Origin of the sequence: Colwellia piezophila ATCC BAA-637 (assembly GCF_000378625.1) — a bacterium.
GTDB classification, from domain to species: Bacteria; Pseudomonadota; Gammaproteobacteria; order Enterobacterales; family Alteromonadaceae; genus Colwellia; species Colwellia piezophila.
On the sequence record NZ_KB905160.1, the window covers coordinates 323,872 to 343,008 of the forward strand.

General features: G+C 38.5%; 18 protein-coding genes. 9 read left to right on the forward strand and 9 right to left on the reverse strand.

Going from position 1 to position 19,137, the window contains the following annotated elements; translation table 11 throughout:
* The first annotated feature begins 111 nt into the window (after positions 1-111).
* From F580_RS0101545 to rlmM, 4 genes are all read left to right on the forward strand, one after another.
* Positions 112-1,044 (forward strand): transcriptional regulator GcvA, encoded by a 933-nt coding sequence (locus F580_RS0101545; RefSeq protein WP_019025934.1) that lies wholly within the window; start codon positions 112-114, stop codon positions 1,042-1,044.
* Positions 1,044-1,772, forward strand: a complete 729-nt coding sequence (locus tag F580_RS0101550) for an alpha/beta family hydrolase (protein ID WP_019025935.1) — start codon at positions 1,044-1,046, stop codon at positions 1,770-1,772. Before F580_RS0101545 ends, F580_RS0101550 begins: the two co-directional genes overlap by 1 nt.
* A gap of 14 nt (positions 1,773-1,786) precedes the next feature.
* Entirely contained in the window at positions 1,787-2,215 is a 429-nt protein-coding gene (locus tag F580_RS0101555) for a DUF423 domain-containing protein (RefSeq protein WP_019025936.1), read from the forward strand.
* A gap of 76 nt (positions 2,216-2,291) precedes the next feature.
* Positions 2,292-3,398 carry a 23S rRNA (cytidine(2498)-2'-O)-methyltransferase RlmM gene (gene rlmM / locus F580_RS0101560; RefSeq protein WP_019025937.1) on the forward strand — a complete coding sequence of 369 codons (1,107 nt, stop codon included), beginning with the start codon at positions 2,292-2,294 and terminating at the stop codon, positions 3,396-3,398.
* Between the two features lie 122 nt (positions 3,399-3,520).
* Here rlmM and F580_RS0101565 read toward each other — a convergent pair whose 3' ends face one another.
* The 5 genes from F580_RS0101565 to F580_RS0101585 all read right to left on the reverse strand — a co-directional run bounded on the left by F580_RS0101565 (position 3,521) and on the right by F580_RS0101585 (position 9,270).
* Positions 3,521-4,528: an isocitrate dehydrogenase gene (locus F580_RS0101565; protein WP_019025938.1), complete on the reverse strand. Its 1,008-nt coding sequence runs from the start codon at positions 4,526-4,528 to the stop codon at positions 3,521-3,523.
* 354 nt (positions 4,529-4,882) lie between these two features.
* On the reverse strand, positions 4,883-5,308 hold the full coding sequence (locus tag F580_RS0101570) for a DUF3192 domain-containing protein (RefSeq protein WP_019025939.1): 426 nt from the start codon (positions 5,306-5,308) through the stop codon (positions 4,883-4,885).
* Positions 5,309-5,338: 30 nt separating this feature from the next.
* Positions 5,339-6,217 (reverse strand): flap endonuclease Xni, encoded by an 879-nt coding sequence (gene xni / locus F580_RS0101575; RefSeq protein ID WP_019025940.1) that lies wholly within the window; start codon positions 6,215-6,217, stop codon positions 5,339-5,341.
* 2 nt (positions 6,218-6,219) lie between these two features.
* Complete coding sequence (gene ppnN, locus F580_RS0101580) at positions 6,220-7,566, reverse strand: nucleotide 5'-monophosphate nucleosidase PpnN (RefSeq protein ID WP_019025941.1); 1,347 nt, start codon at positions 7,564-7,566, stop codon at positions 6,220-6,222.
* Positions 7,567-7,662: 96 nt separating this feature from the next.
* Positions 7,663-9,270: a GGDEF domain-containing protein gene (locus F580_RS0101585; protein ID WP_019025942.1), complete on the reverse strand. Its 1,608-nt coding sequence runs from the start codon at positions 9,268-9,270 to the stop codon at positions 7,663-7,665.
* 273 nt (positions 9,271-9,543) lie between these two features.
* Here F580_RS0101585 and F580_RS0101590 point away from each other — a divergent pair, with 273 nt between their 5' ends.
* Positions 9,544-11,364 carry a M61 family metallopeptidase gene (locus F580_RS0101590; RefSeq protein WP_019025943.1) on the forward strand — a complete coding sequence of 607 codons (1,821 nt, stop codon included), beginning with the start codon at positions 9,544-9,546 and terminating at the stop codon, positions 11,362-11,364.
* A gap of 94 nt (positions 11,365-11,458) precedes the next feature.
* On the opposite strand, the gene queF is transcribed toward F580_RS0101590, so the two are convergent.
* Positions 11,459-12,319, reverse strand: a complete 861-nt coding sequence (queF, locus tag F580_RS0101595) for an NADPH-dependent 7-cyano-7-deazaguanine reductase QueF (protein ID WP_019025944.1) — start codon at positions 12,317-12,319, stop codon at positions 11,459-11,461.
* Positions 12,320-12,373: 54 nt separating this feature from the next.
* Here queF and syd point away from each other — a divergent pair, with 54 nt between their 5' ends.
* Positions 12,374-12,973, forward strand: coding sequence for a SecY-interacting protein (gene syd, locus F580_RS0101600; protein WP_019025945.1), 600 nt, complete (start codon positions 12,374-12,376; stop codon positions 12,971-12,973).
* A gap of 25 nt (positions 12,974-12,998) precedes the next feature.
* Here syd and F580_RS0101605 read toward each other — a convergent pair whose 3' ends face one another.
* Positions 12,999-13,370 (reverse strand): hypothetical protein, encoded by a 372-nt coding sequence (locus F580_RS0101605; protein ID WP_019025946.1) that lies wholly within the window; start codon positions 13,368-13,370, stop codon positions 12,999-13,001.
* A gap of 188 nt (positions 13,371-13,558) precedes the next feature.
* On the opposite strand from F580_RS0101605, the gene F580_RS0101610 reads away from it, so the two are divergent.
* The 3 genes from F580_RS0101610 to F580_RS0101620 all read left to right on the forward strand — a co-directional run bounded on the left by F580_RS0101610 (position 13,559) and on the right by F580_RS0101620 (position 16,917).
* Positions 13,559-13,951: a DUF3192 domain-containing protein gene (locus F580_RS0101610; RefSeq protein ID WP_019025947.1), complete on the forward strand. Its 393-nt coding sequence runs from the start codon at positions 13,559-13,561 to the stop codon at positions 13,949-13,951.
* Between the two features lie 221 nt (positions 13,952-14,172).
* On the forward strand, positions 14,173-14,844 hold the full coding sequence (locus tag F580_RS0101615; RefSeq protein ID WP_019025948.1) for a GNAT family N-acetyltransferase: 672 nt from the start codon (positions 14,173-14,175) through the stop codon (positions 14,842-14,844).
* Between the two features lie 1,716 nt (positions 14,845-16,560).
* Positions 16,561-16,917, forward strand: a complete 357-nt coding sequence (locus tag F580_RS0101620; RefSeq protein ID WP_019025949.1) for a hypothetical protein — start codon at positions 16,561-16,563, stop codon at positions 16,915-16,917.
* A gap of 96 nt (positions 16,918-17,013) precedes the next feature.
* Here F580_RS0101620 and trpA read toward each other — a convergent pair whose 3' ends face one another.
* Together trpA and trpB are read right to left on the reverse strand one after the other, a co-directional pair.
* Entirely contained in the window at positions 17,014-17,877 is an 864-nt protein-coding gene (gene trpA, locus F580_RS0101625) for a tryptophan synthase subunit alpha (protein ID WP_019025950.1), read from the reverse strand.
* Positions 17,877-19,136, reverse strand: a complete 1,260-nt coding sequence (gene trpB / locus F580_RS0101630) for a tryptophan synthase subunit beta (RefSeq protein ID WP_019025951.1) — start codon at positions 19,134-19,136, stop codon at positions 17,877-17,879. Before trpB ends, trpA begins: the two co-directional genes overlap by 1 nt.
* Between the last annotated feature and the right edge of the window lies 1 nt (position 19,137).

The window sequence follows — 19,137 nt, forward strand, 5'->3', positions numbered from 1 at the left end:
TAATGTCATTCATTAGAAAAACTAATGAATAATTGTTATGCTTCCATAGTGGTTTTTTATGCACTTTTTAAACGCATATTTTTAATGTTATAGATAATTAATAGGTGACTTTTGGCTAATAGACTCCCCCCCTTAAACGCTTTGCGTGCATTTGAAGCATCAGCAAGGCAGCTCAGCTTTACCCGAGCAGCAGAAGAACTTTTTGTAACGCAAGCGGCAATAAGTCATCAAATTAAATCTTTAGAAGAGCATTTAGGCCTTAAATTGTTTATGCGAAAAAATCGAGCCCTGCTACTGACAGAAGAAGGGCAGTCGTATTATTTGGATATAAAAGATATTTTTACCTCTATACATGAAGCCACGGAGCGATTATTAGCTCGTGGTGCTAAAGGGGCGATAACGGTCAGTTCACAAGCGAGTTTTGCTATTCAATGGTTAGTGCCCAGGTTAACGACCTTTAATGCCTTACATGGAGATATTGATGTTAGGATCAAGGCGGTTGAACAGCCAGAGAACTCGCTGACAGAAGATGTCGATGTTGCTATATATTATGGCCGGGGTCGCTGGCCAAATATTCATGCTGATAAATTGAATACTGAATATCTAATTCCCGTTTGTTCACCATTGTTAATGCAAGAAAATGCTGCCAATGGCAAACCGCCACTTTTGTCATTAGACGATTTATCAGAGCATAATTTGCTGCATGATACCTCTCGTAGAGATTGGAAACGCTGGTTTAAACAAGTTGGTGTTAAAGGAGCTAATGTTAATCATGGTCCTATTTTTAGTCATTCAGCTATGGTCCTACAAGCGGCTCTACACGGACAGGGGGTTGCTTTGGCGTATAGCGTGTTAGCTAAACCGGATATTGATTCGGGTCGCCTAGTTTGTCCTTTTAATGATGTTTTAGTAAGTAAGAATGCTTACTTTATTGTTTGTCGTGAAAATCAAAAAGATAATGCTAAAATTAGTGCGTTTAGGAAATGGATGTTGGATATGGTAGCGGCAGAGCAAGAGCAAATTACTGATGGGCAAATAAGTTAATGGTTCAGATACTAATACAGCCACAAGTGATAACCCCTAAAGTGGGTAGCAACATCAACCTACAGCTAAATATTGTCGATAATGCTAAAGCACAAGTCATCTTTGCCCATGGTGCCGGCGCTAATATGTCCCATGAGTTTATGGAAGAAACAACCTTGTTACTTAATAAGGTAAATATCAATGTGATACGTTTTAATTTTCCCTTTATGGATAAAAGGGCATTAACGGGTACAAGATATCCCCCCGATAGAATGCCCAAGCTGTTGGTCTGTTATGAAACTGTTATTGAGCATGTTATTGAACAGCAAAAGAATAGCCTGATCCCCTTATTTATTGGCGGGAAATCAATGGGCTCCCGTGCCGCGGCAAGTCTAGTTTCCATAAGTGATAGTCTTAAACCTAAGGCACTAAATAAAGTGTTAGGCGTTTTTTGCTTAGGTTATCCTTTTCATCCGGCGAAGAAGCCAGAAAAACTTCGTCTTGAACCTTTATTTGAGTCGAGCAAAGCCGTTTTAATTATTCAAGGTGATCGTGATACCTTGGGAAATAAAGAGGAAATTCACAGTTATCAATTACCAGAGCATTGCCACTGTGTTTTTTTAGAAGACGGCGATCACAGTTTAAAACCTCGGGTTAAATCAGGTTTTACTCAACAGGCACATATGAAAAGTGCCGTTGATGAAATCAGTTTTTTTATCGACCGCCAAATAAAGACAAGCAACCAATAAGAAGAGTAATTTGTATGAAAAGCGCAAATATTGAGCAGTTCCAAGCGGTAAAGTCAAAAAGTAACGTTATTTTACTTAAAAGTATGATGTTTTTTGTTGGTATCAGTGGCTGTTTTTCTGTACTATTCGGCGCTTGGCTAGCTCACAGCGGCCAAGCATACCCTATAAAGGTACAATCAAGCTTGGCAACTGCGCTACAATATCAATTTTTTCATACGCTTGCGTTATTTGTGACCTTGGTTTGGCTGAAAACAGTTAAACCCACTAAGGTGTTACTTAGTGCCTGTATTGCTTTTGTCATAGGTATTTTGTTTTTTTGTGGCGCAATATATATCAAATCATTTTTTGAACTTGCTGTAATCGGTAAGATAACCCCATTCGGTGGTATTGCGTTTGCGCTAGCTTGGTTATTACTCGCATTTGAAAGTAAAAATAATTTTTAACTACAATATTTGTAGTGTTAATACTCTTTGGTCCACAGTATATTCGGCCATAAGATATACAAGGTAAAAACAACATATGACTTCCATCGTATTATTTTGTCGTCCAGGCTTTGAAAAAGAGTGTGGCGCAGAAATCCAAGACAAAGCGGCTTGGAATGAAATGTATGGCTATTTAGAGCTAAAGAAAGATAAAGGCATAGTCTTTTTTCATCTACAAGAAAGTGCACATGGTGAAGAATTAATGAATAAGTTGCCTCTTAAGCGACTTGTTTTTGCCCGTCAGTGGTTTATCACAGTAACTGATACCATCGCATTACCTGACTACAATCGTGTTGAAGCTATTATTGAAGCGCTAGGCTCTAAATGGCAATATAGCGATTTACGTATGGAAATGGCTGATGATAATGATGGCAAAACCTTAAGTAAGTTTTGTCGTAAGCTCTCAGTGCCTTTGCGCCAAGCATTACGTAAAAACAAAATACTTACCCAAAAAGGTAATAACTCTGCCGATGATCCCGATGGCGCTATCTTACATGCCTTATTTTTAAGTGGCCAAGAAGTTATTTTAGGGTTTTCATTAGTTCGTAATAGCTCTCCACATGTAATGGGTATTCCTAGATTAAAGTTTCCTAGCGCATCACCAAGCCGTTCCACTTTGAAACTTGATGAAGCATTTTTATACTTTATTCCTCGTGATGAGTGGGATGAACGGCTAACTTCCGGTATGAATGCTGTCGATTTAGGTTCAGCTCCTGGAGGGTGGACTTATCAATTAGTGCGTCGTGGCATGATGGTTACAGCAATAGATAATGGTGCTATGGCTGAGTCATTAATGGAAACGGGGCAAGTAAAGCATAAGATGATGGATGGTTTTAAATACGTGCCAATGAAGCAAAATGTCCATTGGTTGGTATGTGATATGATAGAAAAGCCACAACGTGTCGCTAAGCTAATGAGTAAGTGGCTGTTGCATGGCTATTGTAAAGAAGCGATATTTAACTTAAAGCTACCAATGAAAGGTCGATACCAACAAGTCACCAATGATCTACAATCGATTAAAGATGCGTTTGGCGAACATAATGTTAAATATGAGCTTTACGCGAAGCACCTTTATTATGATCGTGAAGAGATCACGGTACATGCGCGTTTACTTTCTCCGGCGCCGTTGAAGGAAAAAGATTAATTGTTAGTGTTTTTTTAAACAACTGAACGAATGATAAATAAAAAAGCTATCTAGTTTATTAATTAACTAGATAGCTTTTTTTTGTATCAGGCTTTGAATGCTAAGTCTTAAGAAACTAAGGCTTATAGTCTTTCAAGTACTGCTTGGGTGAAGTCAGTTGTGCCGTGGCTACCACCTAAATCACCTGTGGTTCTATCACCAGAGGCAATAACATCTGTAATAGCAGCTCTGATTTTTTCTGCTTTATCGCTCATATCTAAGTATTCAAGCATTTGAATTGCCGCTAACATCACTGACGTAGGGTTTGCTATATTCTTTCCGGTAATATCAGGTGCACTACCATGCACAGCTTCAAAAATTGCACAATCTTCACCGATGTTGGCACCTGGCGCCATGCCAAGTCCGCCAACTAGGCCGGCACATAAGTCAGATATAATATCGCCAAACAAGTTAGTGGTTACTATGACGTCAAACTGCTCTGGGTTCATCACCAGTTGCATGCAACAGTTATCAACAATCATTTCGGTTGATTCAATGTCAGGGTATCGCAGAGCTACTTCACGGGCAACTTTTAAGAACAAGCCTGAAGTAGATTTTAAAATGTTTGCTTTATGAACAGCGGTTACTTTTTTACGGCCTTGTTTGCGGGCAGTTTCATAAGCAAAGGTTAATATTTTTTCAGCTCCATCACGGGTAATAATACTCATTGCTTGAGCTTCAGTACCATCCTCAGAGACCACTTGACCAACACCTGAATACATACCTTGGGTGTTCTCTCTAACGGTAATGATATCAATGTTTTCATAACGCGCTTTAGTGCCTTTAAATGACAATACCGGGCGTAAATTTGCATATAATTTAAATTGCTTGCGTAAGGCGACATTGATAGAGGTAAAGCCTTCGCCAATAGGCGTGGTTAATGGTCCCTTCAACGTGATCTTATTTTTTGCGATAAGCTTAAGGGTCTCTTCAGGTACTAATTCTCCATGCTTTTCTAAGGCTGTTAAGCCTGCATCAGCAAATTGATACTCAAAATTACAGCCGGCTTTATCGAGTACTTTAAGGGTTGCATCGATAATACTTGGACCGATACCGTCGCCAGGAATTACCGTTATGGTTTGTTTAGTCATGTAAGTTCACCTTGTTCCAATTTGTTTGAAAAAAAATCTGATTTAGCACCTTGAGTTCGTCTCTGCTCTATTACTTATAATGGGCACAATGCGTCAATATTTAAGTAATTACTTGCTCCGATTTAAGGCAAGACAGACAATAAATTGTTGCTGTTTTTCCTGGAAATAAATCGCTAAGTCATACCGGGGCATTAAGTGGTCTGCTCAGTGCTTTGTTGAGGTATTTTATATCATGACATCACTCTGTAAGCGAGCTTGAAAGATTTTATCACGAACGCCAAAAAGGGGGATTTAAGCGCGTTCGTCATTTAATACTAGATAGTAGGGGGGATCGCAGGCCGTATCAATCTGACTTTAGTCTATAATAGGGGCTTTTTTACCGATGTTGGGGTGGTTTTTAATGATGCCCCATTGTTCTGGGTAGTTATTTCCTAAACCTATCTCTTTGAGGGTGCCATTGATAAACAATAAGAAGCTACATTCGTCTTGTGTGGTAATACCATCGGATTTTACATGCTGAGTCCGATAAAACATGACTTGGTAATTAACATCGTCAACTTTTCTCGCCTCGGTTAAGTCAGGGCTGCCTAGCTGAGATAGGGCTTGTTCGAAAGTGAACTCTTCTAATTTTATCTTAGCAATAAATTGGCGGTTATAAGTTTCTCTATCATCCCATTTCATTTGATCTGGACTATCATCATAAAAGGTAACAACAAGGGCAACAAAAGCGGCATAAACCGTTAGTGCAAGTAGGATTCGGCCGATTACTTTCTTATTCATAGTTATTTTTCTTTTATAATTAAACTGATTTTACAATGAGTTTCTATCACCATTAATGGCAATTATATTATCATTAATTTCATGCTCAGGTGAAGGTGTTGTTAATCGTATATCTTTTAAATTAAAGCCTAAAGGAATATCTTGCTTTAATGTGAGTAGTTTTCTGGCCAAATCCATCTGCTCAACGCTATTGGTTAATTTCTCTGCAATTGTCGCTTTTAAGTCGCTTGCGTTGAGCATGGCTTTTAATGAACCATATTGATTCAGTAATTTTGCCGCATTTACTTGGCCAATACCAGCGACACCTTCAATTTTATTGGTGTTGTCACCCGTTAAGGTCCAAAAGTCTATCAGTTGAGATGACTTTACATTGAACTTGTTTTGTACATGCTCTTCATCGAGGTAGCGACGATTAAAGTAATCATAAATATGAATATTAGGGCGAAGTAATGATAAAAAGCCTTTGTCAGTTGAAATAATGGTAACTTTTTGGCCATGAAGCGCCATTTTTACGGCTAACGTGGCAATAAGATCATCCGCTTCATCTTCATCGGAAGTTAATGAGTCAACTCCCTGTGCCATAAAGGCATCTTGCATCTGGGTTAATTTATTGGCCAGATGCTCAGGCATTTTTTTCCTACCTTTTTTATAGCCTTCAAAAATCTGATAGCGCCAACAAGGCTGCTGGCTGTCAAAAACGGCTAATGCATGAGTCGGTTTATGCTGTTCAATAATTTTTATTACTGCGTTCACACACGTTTTTTGGGTGTTAAATAGTACTTGTTTTACTGTACTGCTCGACAGCTCATCGCCGGCTTGCTGGGTTATCTGTTTAAAAGGACGCTCTTGCACAGCGTACACCCGACGAATTAAGTTTAGGGCATCAATGAGTATTAAATGAGCTGACAATGTTAACCCTCAATGACTTTATAGCAGGGGGTATACTCACTACCAGGAAGCTTCATCCGTTGTTGACTAACAAAGGAGGCGAGTAATTTATCCATTAAGACCATTATTTTCTTATCCCCGGATATTTCGAAAGGACCAAACTGTCGAATAGCTTTTATGCCACCTGACTTTACATTACCAGCGACTATGCCTGAAAAAACACGGCGTAAATTAGCCGCTAGCTCTGCTGTGGGTAGTTCATAGCTAATACTTAGCGCGGCCATATTCTCGTGGGTTGGCTCAAAAGGGTGCTGAAATTCTTCTTCAATGACTAGGGACCAATTAAAGTGGTAGGCATCACCGGTTGCTTTTCTGTGTGCCAATACTTTATCAAGACCACTCTTCATCAACTGGGCAACCTTAACGGCATCGTCAACGACAATTTCATAGAGCGATTGTGCTCGTTCACCTAAAGTAGCACCTATAAATGCGTCTATCTCATTAAAATAGTCAATGGCACTTGAAGGCCCAGTAAGAATTATAGGAAGTTGCTGCTCGGTATTTTTTTCATTAAGCATAATACCTAAAATGTAGAGTAATTCTTCAGCCGTGCCCGCACCGCCGGGAAAAATAATAATACCATGTGAAATTCGCACAAATGCTTCTAAGCGCTTTTCAATATCGGGCATGATGACTAATTCATTCACTATTGGATTAGGTGGCTCTGCAGCAATAATGCTTGGCTCAGTTAAACCTATGTAGCGACCTTCTTTATTGCGTTGTTTGGCGTGCCCTATAGTCGCTCCCTTCATCGGGCCTTTCATTGCCCCAGGACCACAACCAGTACAGATATTAAACCCCCGAAGACCTAGTTGGTAACCGACATCTTTAGTGTATTTGTACTCATTATGTTTAATTGAATGGCCACCCCAACACGTCACTAAATTAGGTTCTGTTTCGGGTAATATAGCATTGGCATTTCTTAGGATATCGAAAGTGGCATCAGTAATGTCTTCTGAAGAGCTTGGCATTGTTCTGTAACGGCTGTGAAGAAAAAGGATGTCTCGAAGAACAGCTGACAGGTGCTCTCTAATGCCGCGAATTATTTTGTCATCAACGAAGGCATGGGTTGGAGGGTTTGTTAAATCTATCTTAACACCCCGCTCACGCCTAAGTACTTGGATTTCAAAGGAGAGGTATTGCTGATATATCTCTTCTGCATCATCGGTATTCGACCCAGCGTTAAGTACAGCAAGAGAGCAATTTCGGTAAAGTTTGTATAAAGAGCTTGTCACTGATTGTTGAAGTTGATCTACTTCTGCTTGTGAAAGCAAGTTCATATTGCCGACAGGATTAATTTGAATATGCATAGCTCACTCCTTTATGCTTTTTTTATAATTATGATGAAATATAGCTTTATCAGGCGAGGTTTTTATCAGCATAATTATTGGGTTTTATATGGTTAATTATTTTATATACACAACTTGGTTTTTACCCGATTTTTTCGCTTTATACATGGCTTCATCGGCACGCTCAAAAGCTATATGAATATTGTCATCAGCCCTTATATGAGTAGCACCTATGGAAAAGGTGATACTTACCTTGTTGCTTTTAAACTTGAATGGTAAGCGAGCGACATATTTATTTAAAACACTAAGCTCTGCTATGAGGGCCTTTTCCTGGATTTTAGAATAAATTAATACAAATTCTTCGCCACCATAGCGACCAACAAAGACGTCTTTGCTGACGTGGTTCAGTATAGTATTCGCGATGACTTGCAGGGTTTTATCGCCAGCGGTGTGTCCATAGTTATCATTAATTTTCTTAAAATCATCAATGTCGAGTACCACTAGTGCTAATTCGAAAGGTTTATGATGAAAACGTACCATTGCTTTAGCAAAGTACTCATCAAAAGCCGCTCTATTACCGAGTTTAGTAAGGGCATCTTGCATACTTCTTTTTTGTTGGTTAGCAAGTTTCTCTTCAAATATTTTACTTTGTGCTTCAAGTTGTTCGACCTTAGCTGACATATCTTGCAGTTTATCCGCTAATTTTTGCTGGCTTTGTTGTTCAAACTTTGATTTTTGTTCTAATGTACTGGCGATAAATTGCAACTTCTCATTAATGTCTTCTTTTACTTGATTTAATGATGATGCTCTTTCAACGCTATCTGTCATCTCAATAAGCTGGACTTGTAGCTTTTTATTGATCTTGTCATTGGTATTCTGATTGTCTCTTTGTATGACAATAGTTTCTTTAACGGCACTTTGTACGGTTGATAAGGTGGCACTTAAGCGAGTTAAAAAATTCTTGGCGCTATTTTGTTCATCTTTAAAGTCGGCAACAATGACATCAAAAATATCTATAACATGCTGAAGTACTTCCCCCTGAGAACTATCAACCAAGAGTTTTTTCTTTATGGCTAATAAATCACTCATATGTGAGTTAGAAAGGGGTAAATCGCTTAATGATAAGGATATTTTTTCAAGGATAGCGCTACTAATTATTTGCTCATTTTCACTGTACTGCTTACTTGAAGCAGAAGTAACCGTGGTTGTCTGCAATAGGCCTTGTTTAGGTATACCATTCTTAGCTTTTAGTGCATGGTGATAAAAAGTTAATAGTTGACTTAATAAAGGGATATATTGAATTAAGGCATCTTTACTTTCTTTAGTCTCTTTTAATAGCGAACGTAAATCTCTTCGTAAATCATCAGGTAGACCATTAATTTTTTGTAAGATCAAGCCTGCTTGATTAAACTGCTCATGTATATGGAGAATGTTCTTTTCATTGGTAAGACTATGGTATTGCAATAATTTAGTAATGACATTGATTTTAGTTTCAATATCACTGATAGGAGCTGATTTGTTAAATAAGGTTCTGAGTTGCGCTAAACGATTGTCTAACTCAAGATCAATTCCCTTAGAAATAAGGGATAATTTAGCAATAAATTGAATGAACAGGCTTGATTGCTGATTGAAATCTTCTTGGAGTGAACTACGAGACTCAATTGCGCTATCAAGCTTTCTTTTTAGTGCCACAAGCTGCTTTTTGGCAATCGTACTGTCATTCATAAAACAGATTTATCCTAAATGTAGGGGAGATGTTTAGTGTGTTTGCTTTCAATATTAAAGTAAAGCTAATGACTTTTAATTACTTCGTCAGAAATATAGTACTTAGTATAAGATAATTTATACATAAAAGTGTTATTTATCAATCTGAAATTCAAATAATTAACTTTTGTTATGGCTGACTAATTTTTTATAGCATTTCGTATTTCATCGTTGTTAAAATAGCAGTATCTAAGCATCACAACATTGTATCCCTATAATGAGGACGTCACCCAAGTGTTTAACTATAAAATTAAATTAATAATAGCAATATCTTTATTTTTTGTACAACTAATATCCGCTCATGCCAGTGTGAAAGTCAATATCAGCATAGTTCAGCCGGAGCATCACCTGGCTACAGTAGAGCTGAAATTTGATCGCGTAAAAACAGAACGTATTGATTTTTATCTACCTACTTGGCGAACTGGACGCTATGAAACTTTAAACTTAGCTAATGGTATACGTGAATTTAGCGCACAAGACAGTCAAGGAAATAAACTTAACTGGCGTAAAATTGACAAGCATACTTGGCAGGTTAGCGGTGTTAAAGCGAAAGAAATTCACCTAAGCTATCAGGTATATGCCAATCAACTGGCGAAAAGAACTCGTCACATTGATGACAGTCACGCTTTTTTAGATAGCTCTGCTATCGTGATGTATAGTGCCGAAAGTCGTGCTTTAAAGCACATAGTTCAGTTAGACGTTCCCAAATTATGGCGTAGCTTTTCAGGACTTAATTCCGGTGAAAATAGCCATCAATTTATCGCTAGTAATTATGACCAGTTAATCGACTCGCCAATTGAAACGGGCATTAACGAGCATCATCAATTTAATGTCGATAATCGAAAGTATGAATTAGTTATCTGGGGTGAAGGTAATTTTGATAGTGCGAAGATGGTAAAAGATCTGAAGGTATTGGTAAGACAAAGCAAGCATATTTGGCAAGGCTACCCGTTTGAACGTTATGTCTTTATGGTACATGCAACAAGTGGTGCTCGCGGGGCCACAGAGCATGTGAACTCGACTATTATTCAGCGCTCACGTTATAGCTTTTCAACGCGTAAAGATTATATTAGCTTTATTGCTGTTGCCGCACATGAGTTCGTTCATACTTGGAATGTCAAGCAGTACCGTCCTGAAGGAATAGTCCCTTATGACTACCAACAAGAAAACTATTCCAACTTACTTTGGCTAGTTGAGGGTTCAACCAGTTATTTGCAATATCAATTGCTCTTACGTAGCGGTTTAATAACGGTAGATGAATTCCTGACCATACTGGCTAAACGTATAACGGCTCATTTACATAAACCCGGTCAAGCAAGTCAAAGTGTGGCGCAGGCAAGCTTTGATGCGTGGATAAGTGAAGGTGGGGATTACGGTAATAATCATAGTGTAAATATCTATGCGGAAGGCTTTTTAGCTTCTTGGTTACTTGATACTGATATTTTGACTAAAACATCGTTGGCGAAAAGCTACCGTAATATTCATAACGAGCTCTATCAGCAATATCGCTTACCTAAAAGCTATAATGAAACTGATGTTATAACACTATTAAAACAAATCACCGGCGGCGACTATAAAGCTTGGTGGCAAAAAAATATTCACGGCACACTTGAAATTGATTTTACTACCTTACTTGCTAGTGCTGGTTTAGAGATGAGCTACGCTAAAAAGACAAATGATAACTCAGCTGAAGAAACTAAAGTGTGGACTGGCATTAAAACTGAGCAAAGTAATAACGGGCTAGTCATTTCATCGGTCGAGAAAAACAGCCCCGCATGGCATGCAGGGTTAACTACCCAAGATGTGATTGTTGCCGTTGATGGTTTACGCATAAATGATAAAGACTTGTTAACTCGTTTAAAAGACTTTAAACCAGAGCAAACGATTGATATCACTTATTTTCGACGAGATAAATTAGCGACTAGCCAGGTAAAACTAGCGGCTATAGCTAAAAACAAGCTAAAGGTGGTTCCTATAGTTAAAGCAAGTAAAGCACAAAAAGCCTTTTTCAAGGCATGGATCGGTGTTGATTTTCCAGAAAAAAATAATAGCTAAAGCCGAAGAATAATAAAACGGTACTTGAATAGCTTCATAGGCATTCAAGTACCTTTTTATTACGGCTATAACACATAGGTCTAAAGGCTGATATTTATTGGCGCAATGTTCTCGCGAAAGGGGCATGTTCAATATGACTGCTTCTAAATGGGTTGATGTCCAACCCTCCACGTCTGGTATAACGAGCGAATACGGTTAACTCTTCTAGTTGGCAGAATGTTTGTAAATCACAAAAAATTCTTTCCACACACTGTTCATGAAATTCATTATGCTGGCGAAAGGAGATTAAGTACTGTAGCAAAGCCGCGTGGTTTATTGCCTTACCGCGGTAATGAATATAAATACTAGCCCAGTCAGGCTGATTGGTAATTAAGCAATTAGACTTTAATAAATGACTAACTAAATGCTCCTCAACGTGTTCGCTCTCTTTTTTGTCTTGTGCTTTAGTGAGTAGCTTTGCATCATACTGGTAGTTATCGACACTAATGTCTTCACCATCGATACAATAGCTGTTATCCGCACTTTTAACTATGTTGAGACCCGGGCAGTGTTCTACGCCGAATAAACTGACTTTAGCGGGTGAGCCGGCTATTTTTGATAGATCTTTGATTAATATCTGCTCAACATCTTTGATACTGGCAAAGCGAGTTTGATTAAAACTATTTAAATACAGCTTAAATGATTTTGACTCAACAATATTTTCACTGGTGCAAGCAAACCGAAATTCAGCAACCGCGACGACCGGTTTTCCTTTTGCATTAAGCCATGACAATTCATAGCCATACCAGACATCTTCACCAACGAAAGGTAAATTGCCTTTATTTAGTGCTAAGTCGTCCCTATTTAAACTTCTAGGTACTCCTTGCAGTAAATCTGCGGTATATTCGCTGCAATATTGCGTACTTTTCCCCAGTTTTAACTTGCTTAGTTCAATTGCATTTTGATAATTGGCCATAAATTTTTCAGTAGTGAGCTAGTATCTTGCTATTTTAAAGGATCTTCTCTTTATATGACATCTACAAATATAACTTTAGCGCGATCGCTTTTAAACTTTGGTAAAAACTACAGTCAACATTATCTCGAAATTGTTGGTCATTTACCGATAAGGGAGCATGATGAACTTTGGCCGTCGCCTTGCGAATTGGGACCTCATGATGACAGTCACCATTATTGGCAAGCTGTTGCCGTGAATAATGATGATAACTCAGTTGAAAATCCGATAGCGCTATCTTTTGCTAATGTTGAGTCGGCCTTAGAAATTGAATTACATCAGGATATTAAAACGTACTTTACCACCATGTTTAGTGGTGATATTGACGCCCAGTGCAGTGAAGGGCAGTTATCGCTGTTGTTTGCTTGGAATACAGCAGACTTTGATCGATTACAAGAAAATATTATTGGTCACATCATGATGAAACAGAGATTAAAGCAAGCCGAAACTGTTTTCTTTGCGGTTACCGATGAAGCAGACATGATCATCTCCATTGATAACGAAAATGGAGAAGTATGGGTTGAACGTGTTGGTTGTAAGCCACATAAAAAGCTGAGCGACTCACTAGGTAGTTTTATCGGTCAACTAACGCCAAGCCCTTTAACTGCAGATAAATAACGGCAAGGCAAAAGTAAAGGCCAAGCTACTTGCGTTGATTAAGTTGGTCTGATAAATTCTTAATGAGTAACTTCATTTCTGACAATTCACTTTTCATTATCGTTAGCTCTTCTTTCAAGGACTGTTTAATTACCTTTTTTACCGCGCCACTTTCAAGTAAAGATTCTATCAGTTCAGCGGTATTGTTTTTTGGTAGCTCTTGGCTAACTTGTTCGTCATTAGGGGGATTTATTGCCGTAATAAAATCAGGCTGGTGTTGCCAGTTTTTTAATGCCGAGATTAACTGGGGTAAAGGTACTCGTTGGCTAAGCTTCGCTTTTACTAGCGCTACAGTTGGCTTTTTCCCTGCATTGGCAAGTTGATTTGCACAGATTAAAATTTCATTGGTAAGGTTCATATTATTTACTGATTAATAGCTAATTAATTTAACTATATTTTAGCCAATATAACTAATAATGTCTTCTATTTATTAACTTGTTTTTAAAAACAGTATGAATTTCAATTACTTAATTAGTTGGCTTGTTATTTGCTAATTGGAGAGGGAGAATAATTATAAATATTAAAATGCACATTAGGAATATCAACATGAAAAAATCATTAATCGCTTTACTTATCGCAGCCCCACTAGCTATGACAATATCTGGTTGTGTTATCAAAATAAATGACGATGGTATCGATCACGGCTTTATTAGTGATAGTGAAGATCGTACTTATAATAACCGTAAAAAAATTGCCAAAGTTCAGTTAGGGTCTTCTTTTATGGATATGCAGGAGAAGTTAGGGGTAGCTGATTTTTCTGAGACTTATACCGAAGGTGAGGACACCGTACGTGTTTTATATTATCGAACCCAGCGTAAACATAAAGACGGCTTAACAACGAAAGATGAATGTACTTTTTTACAGTTCATTAATGGTCAATTAGTTCAGACCGGCAATGGTGGCGACTATTTAAAAAATGGCAAGGTAAAAGCCAACTAAATCATTCATGGCTCTATATCCAAACTGCATGAAGATACAGGTTTCAGCTTCAAGTAGCTTGGGTATATATTCTAAAATACCTCGCTTTGCGGGGTATTTTTTTGCCCGTTAGTTCAAAGGTAAAAGTCCTTGCGAGGTTAATTAAATTTGACCTATTTGAAAATATACTGTTATGGTGAGATGTTCTATTAAATAATCCACCGTCAGAGTAGGAGAATATAATGAGTGAAACGGTTTCGGTAGAAAATAATATTGAAGGCAATCAAAGTCATGGTGTTGATATTCGCGCGAATTATTTAAGTGCCCATGAGCTAAAATTAGCCGCGTCACTTTTATATCAAGCTTACCACGATGATCCTGTGTTTCTAGAGATATTTAATAGCGATAAAGAAGATTATGAACAACGACTGCGTGGCGCGATAAGGGAGGAACTCAATGCCTTCTGGCAAGCTAAGCAGCCTATGGTTGGTTTGTACTTAGGTGAGACCATGGTTGGTGTTGCGTGTATTAATAGCCCTGATGATACTTTAACAAGTGAGCGGTTTTGGCATTGGCGACTGAAGATGTTATTAAACGCGGGTTATTTTAGTACTAAGCAGATGATGCAAAAAGAACAAGATGTATTAGCTGCAGTACCCCTAAAAGTATTTCATTTCCTATCCTTTATAGCCGTGCACCCTTTACACCAACAGCATGGCTTTGGTCATTATTTAATGGCTGCGGTTAACACTGTGCTAGATGAGCACCCCGATAGTGAAGGTGTAGCTGTTTATGCCACATCAGGAAAATTCAAAGAATTTTTTAAGCATGTTGATTATCATACAGTGAAAGAAGTTACTGTCGGCAATGTCTGTGGCGCTGTGATGGTTCATCATAGAGCAAAAGTAGAATAACCCTCAATACGGGGTCATTTTAACACCAGATTTCGATTTATCCCCCTCATTACTTGAGCACAAAAAAAATAGCACCGACAAAGTGCTATTTTTTTTGTAAGACATGTCTTACATCACTGTAAGATATATTGGCAATGCTTGCTAAAATACAGAAGTGAAATCATCCAACCAACTGATTTATAACCACTTAGTTGCATCGCCTGTGTTTACAGTCTTTTTACATTTTAATATGGCTTCCTTAATCAGCCTTGTTACGGCAGTTTTAGGTGTACTATTAATCAGGTCAGGAAGACAAGGAGCAGGGGGCTTCAGCATTACTTGTAATGCAATTACGGAAGATGAATGTTGCTAAGATGGAATCAAGGCAACTTAAGGAATTACTAAGGACAGTAATATAACTTATGGATGAGTAAATGGATGCAACGGATGCAGTTCATGGAAGATGTTTGTAAGGATGCTCGCAAGCAGTAAAAGAAAACCTAAAGCAGGATGCTTCAATTCTAAATTATACATTGTGTGATTTGGGATAGGGTTTACAAGGAGGCTTTAAGGATGAAGCCTAGTGGAAGGATGCCACTATGATGGATATTAACTAAGGATAGTTTATCGATAAATTGGAGCCAGGGAGGCGCTGATTAATGATAAAGAGATCAAGGATGTGGCTATTGGAATGGATAACCAAGGCCAAGAAGACAGTAATTATGGACGATTACTAAAAAGGTGTGGCAAAGGAGTGTTGCATAGGGACTAGGTTGTCAGGAAGACACTAATTAAGGATGATTAATGGGAAGGTATTAACTTCCTATCATGGATATGAGTGGACTCATAAAGGATATACTAAGGAAGGTTTTTCAAGGAAGAGGTGAGATCATTAAATATGTGTGCAGGATGCACCATATAAGCTAGTATAGAAATGCGACTTAATGAGTCGCATTTTTTATGCGCGTTTAGAAATATTTTTTAGTTGAAGTGTTTAGCTAAATTATCTAACTGAAATTTTTTAGGTATTGGTTCGCTGTATTGCTTTGATTAACCACTTGCTGTTAAGTGCTTTATTTTCATTACTCACTATAAGCAGCTCATTGTTAAATACTCCCAACCGGGTATCGCAGGTTGAGATAATAGCTTATCCTTGGATGTTGGTATTAGTTAACCTCCACTCTGGATAAGCAAAGTTACTCAAAAAGCTATTTCATACCAATTCCAATAAGTTTCTTCGCACTCAGCGAGAGTTAAAAGGTTTAGAGGCAAGGCATTGATTGTAGATAATGGTTATTCAGGAGAATAAGCTCCTGCATTCTCTAATAAGCTGCATCCATGCAGCGTCCTTATCAAAATCAATAACGCAGCATATAAGTCTTTTAAACTCGCCCTTTGGGAGCTCACCAGCAATTCGATAACCACACAGAATTTCTTTCATATAGAGTGACTATATGCAAAAAAATTCTATTTGTTCTCAAACCGCTGGCAAGCTCTGAGTTGGAACTAACTTAATGGATTTGGTATTGGGCGATATCAGCGTTGGTATTCCTACCAATAACCAGTTATTGGGTACGTAATACCGCCTTGTTTTCACCAAAACTATCAATGTTGAGACGAATAAATAAAATTATAGCATAGGTGTTTATGCTATGTTATTGATAATAAATAAGTACTTACAAAAATTAACATTCATTATCCAGAGTTGAGGTTAGTTAACTGAATAGGGGGCAATTAATGTTAGAATTTTTAGAACACATTGCTACAAAACTACAGCCGTTTCGTAAATTGAGTTATCTAGTGGCAGTATTTCTTGGTGGTGTAATCGCCAATCAACTATTGCAAACATCCTCACCAACCCAGGCGAGTAACACCCTCGCTATATTAAGTTTTGTTGGTTGTCTTTGGTTGCTGCTCTTTAATGTCTTACTATCAACTTTTCATAATATCCCGAGTAAAAGCAATAGCAGCCACAATCTGTTTGTCCGCCTTAAAGCTAAATTACAGCGAGCCCCATATTATGTGTTAGCACTGCTGTTCATTGCTTTAACACTGGTTATTGCATTTTTGTCCATTCGAATGCTCAGGGTTTAGCCTGACAAATAAATTTATCTAATAAAAAAGGAGCTATATCATTGCTCCTTTTTTATTATCATTTTACCTCTAAAAAGTTATTTATTAACATAAAACTTAATTAGCTGTCCACTCTCTAGTAGCCGCTTTCATATCACTAACAAAGTTACTTAGCTCAGCGATCATTTTACTATTATCAGTTAAATTATCTTCAATGATCTTGACCACAGCAGAGCCACTAATTGCACCAAGGGCACCTGCTTGAAGCGCTGCTTTAACTTGTTGAGGTGTTGATATTCCAAAACCTAAAACCGGTGGTGCAGCATGATACTTAACTAAACTTTCGATTAATTTATGGGCCGTGCTAGTGACAGAGTTTTTGGGACTTTCAGCATTATCTACGCCAGTGACACCGGCGCGACTTAATACATAAGTGTAACCTCTAGAGTATGATGATACTGCACGTAAAGTATCATCGCTGGCGTTAGGCGGCGCGATAAAAATAGGGGCAACACCATGTTTTAATGCCGCTTCTCTAAACGGTTCACTCTCACGAATAGGTACATCGGCTATGAGGACTGAATCTACTCCAGCATCGCTCATATCACGATAAAAGCTATCAATACCACGGGCAAAAACTAAATTACCGTACAGTAACAAGCCAATAGGTATTTGCGGGGCATATGCTCGAACTTGTTTTAATAGTTCAATGCAGATGTCGGTGTTAATGCCAGCACCTAGAGCGCGAAGGGCCGCTCTTTGAATTGTTATACCATCGGCACTTGGATCAGAGAAAGGAATACCTAACTCTAATGCATCGGCTCCGGCATCGATTAAACTTTTAATAACCGCAAAAGATTGCTCAGCATTCGGATCGCCAATCATAACAAAAGGGATAAAAGCTCGTTCATTTTTTTCTTTTAAGTTAGCGAACGCTGTTTGGTAACGAGCACCGGCTTGCTGAATATTTGACTGTGACATTATGCCTCTCCTCTATGCTTCACTTTTGTTACTGATGCAGCTTTGTCAGGTGAAATAATAGCCTGTACATGAGCCAAATCCTTATCACCACGACCTGATAGATTAACGAGATAAATAGTTTCTGTCGTGGCTGCTTCTGCCATTTTTAAAGCTTGCGCAAGGGCATGAGCTGATTCAAGTGCAGGTATAATGCCCTCTTTTTTGGCTAATTCTTGAAATGCAGCTAACGCTTCATCATCATTAATGGCGACATATTGTGCTCGACCGGTATCTTTCAAGAAGGCATGTTGTGGGCCTACCGCAGGGTAGTCAAGACCAGCAGATACAGAGTAAGACTCTTGAATTTGGCCATGCTTATCTTGCATTATATAGGTGTAGTTTCCATGCAACATCCCCTTCGTACCGGCTACAAGCGTTGCACCATGCTGATCGGTTTCAATACCCTTACCACCGGCTTCAACGCCGATAAGTTTGACACCTTCTTCATGAATAAAGTCGTGGAACATACCAATGGCATTGGAGCCACCACCGACCGCGGCAATAACATAATCAGGTAAACGACCTTCTTCCTCATAAAATTGTGCTTTTGCCTCTTCACCAATCATTTTTTGAAATTCCCTAACTATGGTCGGGAATGGATGTGGGCCAGCGGCAGTGCCTAATAAGTAGTGAGCGTTTTCATAATTTGCCGACCAATCTCTAAGTGCTTCATTTACCGCATCTTTTAACGTGCCTGAGCCAGCCGTTACCGGAATAACTTCTGCGCCCATTAATTCCATACGAAAAACATTGGGTTGTTGTCGCGCACAATCCACTGCGCCCATATACACTCTACATTTTAAGCCAAGCAATGAACAAGCAATTGCGGTGGCAACACCGTGTTGCCCCGCGCCTGTTTCAGCAATTATTTCAGTTTTACCCATGCGTTTAGCTAACAGGGCCTGACCTAACACTTGGTTGGTTTTATGGGCGCCGCCGTGTAATAGATCCTCACGTTTTAAATAAATTTTAGCGAGTGGATTTTTTACAATATTTCGACAACAAGTTAATGGTGTAGGTCGCCCGGCATATTTGGTTAATAAATTATTGAACTCAGTTAAAAAGGCTTCATCGGTTTGCGACTCAATAAAAGCTTGCTCTAACTGCTCTAATGCGGGGACTAATAATTCACCGACATACATGCCACCAAATTGACCAAAATAGGCGGGTAAGGTTTCTTTTTTTGATGATTTCTCACCAGTTTTAATATTATTTAGCATC